This window comes from Kocuria sp. KKT182 (assembly GCF_055635395.1).
Genome location: NZ_CM145757.1, coordinates 2,979,260 through 2,990,988, shown reverse-complemented (window position 1 = coordinate 2,990,988; position 11,729 = coordinate 2,979,260). Strand labels below are relative to the sequence as shown.

Genomic DNA, 11,729 nt, shown 5'->3' with positions numbered 1-11,729 from the left:
GGCAGGGGCCTCAGCCGCGGATGCGCTCCATGCCGGGGTCCACGAGCGGCTCGGCGCTGACCGTGGCGGGGACGCGCTCGCCGAGGTACTCGATCTCGACGCCGTCCCCCTCGGAGAGCTCCGGCGGGAGCCAGGCATAGGCGACCGGGCGGCCCACGGTGTGGCCGAAGACGGCGCTGGTGACGTAGCCGGCGGCGGCGCCGTCCACGTACACGGGCTCCTTGCCCATCACCACGGAGCGGCCGTCGTCGACCGTCAGGCAGCGCAGCCGGCGCCGCACCTGGCCGTCGGAGGCCACGGCCGCCGACCCCACGAACTCGCCCTTGTCCTTCTTGACGGCGAAGTCCAGTCCCGCCTCCAGGGCGGTGTGCTCCGTGGTCATGTCGGTGCCCCAGGACCGGTAGCCCTTCTCCACGCGCAGGCTGTTGAAGGCGGCGCGCCCCGCGGGGACGATGCCGAACTCCTGGCCCGCCTCGTGCAGCAGGTCCCACAGCCGCAGTCCCTGGTCCGCGGTGGTGTACAGCTCCCAACCGAGCTCGCCCACGTAGGAGAGGCGCATCGCGGTGACCCGCAGGCCGCCCACCCGGATCTGCTTGGTGCGGAAGTACTTCAGGCCGTCGTTGGACAGGTCGTCGCGGGAGACCTTCGCCATGACCTTCCGGGCCTTCGGCCCCCACAGCCCGATGCAGCAGGTCTCGGCGGTGGTGTCCCGGACCAGGGCCCAGGCCGTGGGGTCCGCGGCGCTCTGCCGGGTGGCCTCGGCGGACAGGTACGCCACGTCCACGCTGCTGTTGATGCCGGCCTGGAACAGGTTCTCGCCGAGCCGGGCCACGGTGATGTCGCTGCGGATCCCGGCCTTCTCGTCCAGCAGGAGGCAGTACGTCACGGCGCCCGGCTTGCGCAGGACGTTGCCGGTGGTGAGCCGCTGCAGCAGAGCGGCGGCCCCGGGACCTTCGACGGTCACGCGCTTGAGCGGGGTCATGTCGTACATCGCCACGGCGGTGCGGGTCTTCCAGGCCTCGACCGCCGCGATCGGCGAGTGGAACCGGGCCGCCCACGGCTCGCGCTCCGGCTCGCGCCACTCCTCGGGCAGCTGCTCCAGGAGCGCGGCGTTGGACTCGTACCAGTGCGGGCGCTCCCACCCGTGGCTCTCCAGGAAGAACGCGCCGAGCTCCAGCTCCCGGGGATAGAAGGGGCTGACCCGCAGGTTGCGCGGCGACTCCCGGGGCTGGAGGGGGTGGAGGACGTCGTAGATCTCCACGAAGTTCTGCTTGCCCGTCTCCTCGACGTACTCCGGGGAGAGCTGCACGTCGTCGAACCGGGTGGCCTCGCAGCCGTGCAGGTCCGTCTCCGAGGTGCCGTCCACCAGCAGCTCGGCCACGGCCTTGGCCACGCCCGAGGAGTGGGTGACCCACACGGCCTCCGCCACCCAGAAGCCGGCGAGGTCCGGGGACTCGCCGATGAGCGGGCCCCCGTCCGGGGTGAAGGAGAAGATCCCGTTGAAGCCCTCGGCCACCTCGCTGCCGCGCAGGCTCGGGAGGAAGCGCCGGCTCTCGGCCCACTGCTCGGCGAAGTCCTCGGGCGTGAAGTCCAGGCGGGAGGGCATCCGGTCGTGGGCGATGTCGCGGGGCGCGTACTGCGGCAGGTCGGTCAGATCCACCGGGATCGGGCGGTGGGCGTAGGAGCCGATGCCGATCCGGTCCCCCCACTCCCGGTAGTAGAGGTCCGCGTCCTGGTGCCGGAGGATCGGCAGGGTCGCGCCGTTCGGGGCGTCGTGCTTGCCGACCAGCTCCGGGACCGCGGAGGTGAAGACGTACTGGTGGGCCAGCGGCTGGAGGGGGCACGGCATGCCGGCCATCTCGCCGATCGCGGGCCCCCAGAATCCTGCGCAGGAGACGACGATGTCCGCCGGCACGGTTCCGTCGGACGTGGTCACGCCGGTCACGCGGCCGTTGGCCCGCTCGATGCCGGTGACGGTCGTCTCCGCGCAGTAGGTCACGCCGGCGCGGGCGGTGCGGTCGATGAGCACCTGCACCGCCTTGGCCGCCAGGGCGAGCCCGTCCGTCGGCACGTGGTAGCCGCCCAGGACCATCTCGGGATTGACGAGGGGATGCTGCGCCAGCACCTCCTCGGGGGTGAGCAGCCGGCCCTCGATCCCCCAGGAGGCCGCGTAGCCCACCTTGCGCCGGAGCTCCTCCAGCCGCTGCGGGGTGGTGGCCACCTCGAGACCGCCGACCTGGTTGAAGCAGCCCAGGGACACGAGCTTCTCCACGGTGTACCGCGCGAAGTGGGTCATCGTCCGTGACGGGTTCGTCTGGTAGACGAGTCCGGGCGCGTGGGACGTCGAGCCCCCGGGAAGGGGCAGCGGACCCTGCTCGAGGACGGTGACGTCCGTCCAGCCGCGCTGGACGAGCTCGTCGGCGAGGTTCGTGCCGACGATGCCGGCGCCGATGATGACGACGCGAGGGGTGGTGCTCATGGGGCGGTTCTCCTGACCTGCGGATGTCGTGCGGGGGCTCGGCCGGGTTCAGCTCGGCCGGGACTCGTGGCCGTTGACGGTGAGACCGGGCGGCAGGTTCGGTGCCTCGGACGACTCCTCGACCATGATGATGCCGTCCACGACGCTCACCTCGTGGGCCCGCACCGGCAGCTTGGCCGGAGGGGCGTCCACCGCGCCGGTGCGCAGGTCGAACTTGGACGCGTGCAGCGGGCACTCCACCTCGCACCCCTCCACCCAGCCGTCGGCGAGCGAGGCGTCCTGGTGGGTGCAGGTGTCGTCGATGGCGAACAGCTCGCCCTCCTCCGTGTGGAAGACGGCGATGGGCGGGACGGTGTCGAGGCGCAGGGCGTCACCGGGGGCGAGGTCCTTGAGGGGGCAGGCCTGGTGCATCGGAGCGGATCCTTTCCTGAGGTGGCTCGGGCCTGCTGTGCCGAGCGTTGCCACCTCGACCGCACTGCCTCACGATGAGCAACAAGTGTTGCAATGTGCAACATCGTGAGGACTTCCACCGAACCCTGTCAAGAGCCGGGGCCCACCCGGAACCCGCGCCGGGCCGCACGGGGACGCAATGTAAATTCGCCGGGTCGAATTCGCCGGACCCCTTGACGGGGCCGGTGACGAGGTTCACGCTGATTCTCACATTGTGAGCCCTGTTGCACGAAGCGCACAGGACGTCCGGACCTCGGACCTCCCCGCCGTTGCTCCGGGTCATTCAGGACGAAGATCTGAAAGGGGTCCCTCATGGAGTCCCTCGTCATTGTCGGAGCGTCGCTGGCGGGCCTGTCCGCCGCCCGGGCCGCCCGGAACCTCGGGTTCGCCGGACGACTGGTGATCATCGGTGATGATCCCCAGCGCCCCTACGACCGCCCACCGCTGTCCAAGGACTTCCTCGCCGGCCGGATCGAGCTCGAGGACCTGGCCCTGGAGACCGACGACGAGGCCCTGGAGGCCGAGTGGATCCTCGGGACCCGGGCGGTGTCCTTCGACGCGACCACCCGCCTGGTGCACCTGGAGGACGGGCGGTCGGTGCGCGCCGACGGCCTGGTGATCGCCACCGGGGCCTCGCCCCGGTCGCTGCCGCAGCTCGCCGGGAGCGCGAACGTGGTGAGCCTGCGCACCGTCGCCGACGCGCAGAGGCTCCGCGGACTGCTGTCTGCCGGGCGGCGGCTCGTGGTCGTGGGCGCCGGCTTCATCGGCGCGGAGGTCGCCTCCACCGCCCACGCCCTCGGTCTGGACGTCACGGTGCTGGAGAAGTCCCCCACCCCCCTGTGCGGCCCGCTGGGCACCGAGCTGGGCGGGGTGGTCGCCGGGCTGCACGAACGCGCCGGCGTGGAGCTGATCTGCGGCGTCGACATCGAGGACTTCGAGTTCACCGGCGGGTCGGTCAGTGCGGTGCGCCTGGCCGGCGGCCGGGTGCTGCCCGCCGACGTGGTGGTCGTGGGCATCGGCGCGGCGCCGAACACCGCCTGGCTGGAGGGCTCCGGGATCGAGCTGGGCAACGGCGTGCTGTGCGACGCCGTCGGGGCCACCAGCATCCCCGGGGTCGTCGCCGTGGGCGACTGCGCCGCGTGGTGGGAGCCGGGCACCGGCCGCCACCACCGGGTGGAGCACTGGACCGGGGCCGCCGAGCGCCCGGCGGTGGCCGTGGGCGCCCTGCTGGGCGCCGACCCGGCCGGGCTGCCCGCCGTCAAGCCCCCGTACTTCTGGTCCGACCAGTACGGCACCCGCCTGCAGTTCGCCGGCGACGCCTCTCGCGCCGACCGCGTGGCCTACGAACACGGCGGCCCGGGCCAGGACTCCCTGCTCGCCGTCTACTACGCCGGGGACGAGCCGGTCGCCGTGCTCGCCTGGAACCAGACGAGGCTCTTCTGCCGCTGGCGCAAGACCCTCGAGAAGCTCGCCGTCGCCGCGGTCCAGTCGCTCGCGGCCTGACCGCCCACGCAGCCCTGCCACTCCTCCTCCCTCTCCCACCCCGCGCTCTGCGCACTGTCCGAACCCAGGAGTTCGTGTTGTCGATCAACGTTGTCTCGGAGTCCCTGATCTCCACCCTGCCCGGCTCCACCTACGTGGACGAGGCAGTCTTCCGCGCCGAGCAGGAGCGCATCTTCGAGCAGATGTGGTTCTGCGCCGTGCGCGCCGCCGACCTGGACAAGCCCGGAGCCTTCCGCACCGTCCAGGTCGGGCGGGAGTCCATCATCATCACCCGCAACCGGAAGCACGGCATCCGGGCGTTCTACAACATCTGCCGCCACCGCGGGGTGAAGCTGTGCATGGAGGACGCCGGCGAAGCCGCGCGCTCCTTCCAGTGCCCGTACCACGCCTGGACCTACGACTTCGACGGCAAGCTCATCGCCGCCCCCAACCTCACCAAGATGCCCGACATCGACCGCCAGGAGTACGGCCTGGTCACCATCCCGGTCCGCGAGTACCTCGGCTACGTCTGGGTCTGCCTGGCCGAGACCCCTCCGTCCTTCGAGGAGGACGTCATGGGCGACATCCAGGAGCGCCTCGGGGACACCCAGGCCATCGAGGGCTACGACATCGCCAATCTCTCCCTGGGCCGGCGGATCACCTACGACGTGAAGGCCAACTGGAAGCTCATCATCGAGAACTTCATGGAGTGCTACCACTGCGCCACCATCCACCCCGAGCTCACGGAGGTGCTGCCCGAGTTCGCCGACGGCCTCGCCGCCCAGTACTTCGTCGGACACGGCGCCGAGTTCGGCGACGACGTGCGCGGCTTCACCATCGACGGCTCCGAGGGCCTCGACAAGCTCCCCGGCGTCGACGACGACCACGACCGCCGCTACTACGCCATCACCGTCAAGCCCACCGTGTTCGTCAACCTCGTCCCCGACCACGTCATCATCCACCGCATGTTCCCGCTGGCTCCGGACCACACCGTCGTGGAGTGCGACTGGCTCTACCTCCCCTCGGTCGTGGACTCCGGCAAGGACGTCTCCACCTCCGTGGAGCTCTTCCACCGCGTCAACCAGCAGGACTTCGACGCCTGCGAACGCTGCCAGCCCGCCATGAACTCCAAGATCTACGCCAAGGGCGGGGTCCTCGTCCCCTCCGAGCACCACATCGGCGCCTTCCACGACTGGATCACCGACAAGGTCGGCGACGTCGTCGGGACGGCGCCACCCCGGTCCTCCGGGACCGGGCCGCAGCACCTGTTCCCGGGAGGGGATCACGATGAGCACTGAGAATCCACCACTGGTTCCGTCGTCGGACGCGGAGGCCCCGCCGGCCTGTCCCGTCGACGACACGACGCACCTCCACGAGGCGGAGGCCGAGGAGACCCAGATCCTCGGCGAGCTCAGGGAGGGGGTCCAGGAACGGCGCAGCGCGCTCCAGGGAGAGCCCCGGGGCCTGGACAAGGTGATCTTCGGTGTGACCGGCGCCCTGGTCGTCGCCTTCGTGGTCTGGGGCTTCGTCGGCACGGAGAACCTGTCCACCGTCTCGACCGCGGCGCTCGGGTGGGTCCTGGAGAACACCGGGTGGATCTTCGTGCTGCTGTCCTCCCTGTTCGTCGCCTACGTCCTGTGGCTGGCCCTGGGCCGGTTCGGCAACATCCCGCTGGGCAAGGACGGCGAACGGCCCGAGTTCAGGACCGTCTCGTGGATCTCCATGATGTTCGCCTGCGGCATGGGCATCGGCCTGATGTTCTACGGCGTCGCCGAGCCCCTCTACTACTACATCTCCCCGCCGCCGGCCACGGTCGACGCCGGCACGGCCGAAGCCGTCGAGACGGCCATGGCCACGTCGCTGTTCCACTGGACGCTGCACCCCTGGGCCATGTACGCGGTGCTCGGCATCGCCATCGCCTACGGCACCTTCCGGCTGGGCCGCAAGAACCTGCTCTCCGAGGCGTTCGTGTCCCTCTTCGGGCGGCGGGCGGTCGACGGCGCCGGCGGCAAGATCATCAACATCCTGGCCATCTTCGCCACGCTCTTCGGCTCCGCGGCCTCGCTCGGGCTGGGCGCCCTCCAGATCGGCAGCGGCCTGCAGTTCAACGGCGTGGTGGGCGAGGTGGCCACCCCGATGCTCGTGCTGATCATCGCGGTGCTCACGTTCTGCTTCGTGGCCTCGGCGGTGTCGGGCATCGAGCGCGGCATCCAGTTCCTGGCCAACACCAACATGGTGCTCGCGGTGGTCATGGCCCTCATCGTCTTCGTCGTGGGGCCCACCCTGTTCATCCTCAACCTCATCCCCAACGCGATCGGCTCCTACCTCCAGCAGCTGCCGGAGATGGCCGCCCGCACCGAGGCCTCCGGCGGCGAGGACATGCGCGCGTGGCTGTCCAGCTGGACGATCTTCTACTGGGCCTGGTGGATCTCCTGGACGCCGTTCGTGGGCATGTTCATCGCTCGCATCAGCCGCGGTCGCACCATCCGCCAGTTCGTCACCGGCGTGCTGCTGGTGCCCTCCCTGGTGTCCCTGCTGTGGTTCGCCGTCTTCGGCGGCAGCGCCATCCACATCCAGCGGACGGCGAACGCGACCCCCGACCCCGGCGACGGGATCGCCACGGTCGTCGACGGCGTCCCCACCATCTCCTTCGACGGCGCGATCTACGACATGTTCAACAGCCTCGGCACGCCGCAGGCGCTGACCATCGGCCTGGCGGTGATGGCCATGGTGCTCACCGCCATCTTCTTCGTCACCGGTGCCGACTCGGCGTCCATCGTGATGGGCTCCCTCAGCTCCCGGGGCAGTCTCGAGCCGTCGAAGCCCGTCGTGATCTTCTGGGGCGTGCTGATGGGCGGGGTCGCGGCCGTCATGCTCCTGGCCGGCGGTGACACCCCCGCGGAGGCGCTGGGGGGTCTGCAGCGGCTCACCATCGTTGCCGCGCTGCCGTTCGTCCTCGTGATGTGCGTCCTGTGCATCGCCCTGACCCGCGACCTGCGCGCGGACCCGATGTGGCTGCGCCAGCGGCTGTCCGACTCCGTGGTGCGCCGCGCCATCCGCACCGCCGTGGACGAGTACGGGCACCAGAAGTTCACCCTGGTCACCCAGGAGAGCACGGATCCGCCCACGGGCCAGATCCAGGCCGTGGACGCCACGGCCGCCGGTCAGCCGATCTACGCCCGGGTGAAGGGCCAGGAGAACGGCCAGGTCCGGAAGAAGAAGGCGGCCCGCCCATGACACCGCGGGACGGTCCGGGACGCGCCCGGCCCGCACGGCACGTTACCGCGCGCCCCGCCCGCTCCACCCCGGCGAGCCGGGGTGGAGCGGGCGGAGCGGACGGAGCGCGACAATGACGATTGACTACCATGGAGTCATGTCCTCCCCCGGCCCCAGACCCCCGACCGCCCCCGACGCCGCCAAGGAGCAGCCCGGCACGGACGGGGTCACCCCGGGGGGTGTGCAGTCGGTGGACCGGGCCATCACCGTGCTCGAGGTCCTCGCCCGGACCGGTGGTTCCACAGTGACCGAGGTGGCCGCGGAGCTGGGCGTGCACAAGTCCACCGCGTCGAGGCTGCTCGGCGCCCTGGAGTCCCGGGGCCTGGTGCACCACCCGAGCGACGGCAGCCCGTATCAGCTCGGGTTCGGCATCCTTCGGCTGGCGCACGCGATCCCCGGCCGGCTGAGCGTGGTGGCCGAGGCGCGCGACGAGGTCCGCGGCCTGGCCCGGACCCACTCCGAGACGGTCAACCTGGCGGTCCTGCGGGAGGGCCACGCCGTCAACGTGGACCAGGAGATGGGCCCCTCCTCGGTCGCGACCCACGACTGGATCGGGAGCCTGACCCCCCTGCACGCCACCGCCAGCGGGAAGGTGCTGCTGTCGGGGCTGCCGTCCGACGAGAGGGCCCACGTCCTCCGCGACCAGGGCATGCCGGCCCTCACCGCGCGCACGATCACGTCGAGGGAGCAGCTGGAGCGACAGCTGATCGACGTGGTCGCCCGGGGCTACGCCACCGTGTGCGAGGAGTTCGAGATCGGGCTGAACTCCGTCGCCGTGCCCGTGCGGGACCATCTCGGCACGGTCATCGCCTCGATCAGCGTCTCGGGACCGGCGTTCCGGTTCACGGAGCAGCACATGGCCGACCTGGTCGAGGACCTCAAGGAGGCCGGCCTGCGGGTCAGCCGGCGCATGGGGTACGCCCCCCTCGACGACTCCGCGTAGCAGCATCCGCGCCGCCTCGCCCCTGGCACGACGTGGTCCACGGCGCCCGGGACGGCCTCTCGAGCACTCAGGCGCGGAAGGAGGCGATCATCGCCTCGACCTGCCGGTGCTGCTCCGATCCGGCGTACTCCCGGGCGGCCTCGAGCGTGGGGAAGTCGTGGACCGAGCTGAAGATCACCGTCCGGTAGGTGATGCCGTTGGGCGCGACCACCCCGGTCTCGACCAGCCCCAGGCCGTACAGGACGTGCGGCAGCATCGTGGTGGGCGGAGGGGCGTCCGCATCGGTCAGCGAGGTCACGAGCCGCACGGCGTCCGGCCAGCCGTACGCGTTGCGCAGCTCCGGCGAGGACGTCAGGTCCATGGCCACGGAGCGCACCACGAACTCCCCGCTGCTGGACAGGGGCACGCTCCCCGGGACGTCCCCGAGGTGGGCCACCGGCGGCATCGAGCAGTCGGGGCCGCACTCGGCGCCCCAGGCGATGAGCACCGACAGGTGGCCCACGGGAGCACCGTCCGGCCCGAGCACCGCCACCGTGCCGCCGACGTCCGAGAAGTCCCCGTCCACGCTCCACGCGGCGGGCAGCTCGAAGGCGAAGGCCGCGTCGGCGGCCGTGCCGGAGTAGGTCACGAGCTCCGCGGGAGCGGGCGCCGCCGTGGGGCTCGCGGTCGGAGTGCCCGCCGAGCCCTCGGCGGGGCCGGCGGTCGGGCTCGCGGTCGGGCCGTTGTCCGGGTCGGCGGTCGGGCTCGCGGTGGCCGCCGAAGGGGTCCCCGTGCCCGGGCCCGCCGGGGACTCCGCCGCCGTGGCGGCCGGCGACGCGGCCGGGCTCGTGCCCTCGGCGGAGGGGTCCCCGCCGGACGGGGCGCCGCAGGAGACCAGCAGGAGCAGTGCCGCGGCGGCCGCGCCCAGCGCCCGGGTCGATCGTGACGTGGTCGGTGACATGGGGACGGCCCTCCGATCGCGGAGCACCAGCGCCACGGGCGTCCGCCCGGTCCGGCCCCGAGGGCTGCAGGCTACGCCGCCCGGTTCGCGGTCGGCAACGGGGGCGACGGGCACCCGGCGATCGTTGTGGGATCGCAAATTCCTGGGCGCTGTCGGAGAGGCTGGGTACGCTCGGGGCACGGCCCGCTCCGGGGCCGCACCGGGGACAGGAGTGGGGCCATGGACCTGAACGGCGCGAGGATCCTCGTGGTGGGGGCGACCGGCGTCCTCGGACGGCGGCTGTGCGAACGGCTGAGCGAGCGCACCACCGACATCGTGGTGACCGGCCGCTCCGCCTCCGCCGCGGAGGAGCTGCGGCGCGGGCTCGGCCTTCGCGCGGCCCACGCCCTCGACCTCGTGGACCACGACGAGGCGGCGGAGGTCGTGCGCCGCGCGGCCGAGGAGCTCGGCGGGCTCGACGCCGTGGTGATCGCCACCGGGGTCGCCGCGTTCGGCCCCGCGGCCGACGAGGACGAGGCCGTCGTGGAGGAGCTGTTCGAGGTCAACGCCCTCGGCCCCATGGCCGTCATCCGGGCGGCCCTGCCCCACGTCGCGGACGGCGGCGCGGTCGCGGTCCTCACCGGGGTGGTCGCGGAGCTGCCGCTGGCCGGGATGGCCGGCTACGCCGCCAGCAAGGCGGCCATGGCCTCGTGGCTGGGGTCGCTGCGGCGGGAGCTGCGCCGTCGTCGGGTCGCGGTGATGGACGCGCGGCTGCCGCACATGGACACCGGGCTCGTGGACCGGGCGCTCACCGGCCTGCCGCCCCGGCTGCCGCCGGGGCACAACGTGGACGACGTCATCGCCGCGGTGGAGCGCGGGCTCGAGCGCGGCGTCCACGAGCTGCGGATCGACTGAACCGTGTGCCCGCCGGTCCCGCCGCGGCGGTGGGGGCGCCGCGTCACCGGGGCATGCGGATGACGGGCTTGACCACGTCGCCGGACCCGCTGTCGGCGAGGGCCTGCTCGATCTCGTCGAGCTCGTAGAAGCGCACCAGCTCGTCGAACGGGAACCGCCCCTGCCGGTGGAGGTCGATCAGGGCGGGGATGAACTTTCCGCTGCGGCTGCCGCCGCCCAGGACCCCGACGATCCGCTTGCCCCACAGCGCGTGCATGTGGTCGAGGCTGAAGCGCGCCTGGGCGGGCGCGCCGCCGATGAGCACGAGCGTGCCCAGCATGCCCACGCAGTCCGCGGCCTGCTCCACGACGGGGACCACCCCGGTGCACTCGAAGGCGTAGTCGGCGGAGCCGCCCGTGATCCGGGCGACCTCCGCGACCACGTCCGTGTCCCGGGGGTTGATGACATGGGTGGCCCCGTAGCGGGTGGCCAGCTCGAGCCGGGAGTCGTGCAGGTCCACGGCGACGACCGTGGTGGCGGCGGTGCAGCGGGCGGCCATGATCGCGGCCAGTCCCACGGCCCCGACGCCGAAGACCACCAGGGACGAGCCCGGCTCCGGGCGGGCCTCGTTGAGCACCGCGCCGGCGCCCGTGCCCAGCCCGCAGGCCAGGGGTCCGAGCAGCTCGAGCGGCACGTCGTCGGGCGCCTTCACGAGGGCGTCGGCGAGGACGATCGAGTGGGTGGCGAAGGACGACTGGCCGAAGAAGTGGCCGGAGACCTCCGAGCCGTCCGCCCGCGTGTAGGCCGAGGTCCCTGCGTCCTCGCCCCGGAAGCGGCGGCCCGAGACGAGAGCCTCCCCGGTCCGGGCGCAGTAGCGGGGCTGCCCGTCCAGGCAGTTGCGGCACGCTCCGCACGAGGGCCACCCGATGACGACCCGGTCGCCGGGCACGACGGCGCCGACGCCCTCGCCGACCCGTTCCACGATCCCCGCGCCCTCGTGGCCCAGGATCCCCGGCAGCGGCAGCGGCATGTCGCCCGCACGGGTGATGGCGTCGGTGTGGCAGACCCCGGTCGCGACGATCCGGACCAGCACCTCCCCGCGGCCGGGTTCGGCGAGCTCGACGTCCTCCAGCTCGAACGGGGCCCCGATCCCCTCGACGACGGCGGCGCGGATCCTCATGGTGTCCTCCTCGGCACTCCCGGTGCGGTGACGCGGCTCACGCGCCCCCTGCTCGGCAGTCTAGGGGCGGGCACGGTCTCCAGGAGAGGGCGGGCGCAACCGGACA

General features: G+C 72.3%; 9 protein-coding genes. 5 read left to right on the top strand and 4 right to left on the bottom strand.

The window, feature by feature from the left end; translation table 11 throughout:
• Positions 1-10: 10 nt before the first annotated feature.
• Positions 11-2,479 (bottom strand): GcvT family protein, encoded by a 2,469-nt coding sequence (locus tag ACZ2G1_RS13985; protein WP_470377025.1) that lies wholly within the window; start codon positions 2,477-2,479, stop codon positions 11-13.
• 48 nt (positions 2,480-2,527) lie between these two features.
• Complete coding sequence (locus ACZ2G1_RS13980) at positions 2,528-2,890, bottom strand: bifunctional 3-phenylpropionate/cinnamic acid dioxygenase ferredoxin subunit (protein ID WP_035923488.1); 363 nt, start codon at positions 2,888-2,890, stop codon at positions 2,528-2,530.
• Between the two features lie 351 nt (positions 2,891-3,241).
• On the opposite strand from ACZ2G1_RS13980, the gene ACZ2G1_RS13975 reads away from it, so the two are divergent.
• The 4 genes from ACZ2G1_RS13975 to ACZ2G1_RS13960 all read left to right on the top strand — a co-directional run bounded on the left by ACZ2G1_RS13975 (position 3,242) and on the right by ACZ2G1_RS13960 (position 8,630).
• The gene (locus tag ACZ2G1_RS13975) at positions 3,242-4,432 is read left to right on the top strand and encodes an NAD(P)/FAD-dependent oxidoreductase (RefSeq protein WP_109221432.1); all 1,191 of its coding nucleotides are present in this window, start codon (positions 3,242-3,244) and stop codon (positions 4,430-4,432) included.
• Positions 4,433-4,509: 77 nt separating this feature from the next.
• Entirely contained in the window at positions 4,510-5,709 is a 1,200-nt protein-coding gene (locus ACZ2G1_RS13970; RefSeq protein WP_035923494.1) for an aromatic ring-hydroxylating oxygenase subunit alpha, read from the top strand.
• Positions 5,699-7,648, top strand: coding sequence for a BCCT family transporter (locus ACZ2G1_RS13965; protein ID WP_470377024.1), 1,950 nt, complete (start codon positions 5,699-5,701; stop codon positions 7,646-7,648). The genes ACZ2G1_RS13970 and ACZ2G1_RS13965 overlap by 11 nt, the downstream gene beginning before the upstream one ends.
• 136 nt (positions 7,649-7,784) lie before the next feature.
• Positions 7,785-8,630 carry an IclR family transcriptional regulator gene (locus ACZ2G1_RS13960; protein WP_017833551.1) on the top strand — a complete coding sequence of 282 codons (846 nt, stop codon included), beginning with the start codon at positions 7,785-7,787 and terminating at the stop codon, positions 8,628-8,630.
• Positions 8,631-8,697: 67 nt separating this feature from the next.
• On the opposite strand, the gene ACZ2G1_RS13955 is transcribed toward ACZ2G1_RS13960, so the two are convergent.
• Positions 8,698-9,570, bottom strand: a complete 873-nt coding sequence (locus ACZ2G1_RS13955; protein WP_470377023.1) for a hypothetical protein — start codon at positions 9,568-9,570, stop codon at positions 8,698-8,700.
• Between the two features lie 219 nt (positions 9,571-9,789).
• Between ACZ2G1_RS13955 and ACZ2G1_RS13950 the strand changes: the two genes are divergently transcribed.
• Entirely contained in the window at positions 9,790-10,464 is a 675-nt protein-coding gene (locus ACZ2G1_RS13950; RefSeq protein WP_336650335.1) for an SDR family NAD(P)-dependent oxidoreductase, read from the top strand.
• Between the two features lie 43 nt (positions 10,465-10,507).
• Here ACZ2G1_RS13950 and ACZ2G1_RS13945 read toward each other — a convergent pair whose 3' ends face one another.
• Positions 10,508-11,623 carry an NAD(P)-dependent alcohol dehydrogenase gene (locus ACZ2G1_RS13945; protein ID WP_336650334.1) on the bottom strand — a complete coding sequence of 372 codons (1,116 nt, stop codon included), beginning with the start codon at positions 11,621-11,623 and terminating at the stop codon, positions 10,508-10,510.
• Positions 11,624-11,729 lie beyond the last annotated feature (106 nt).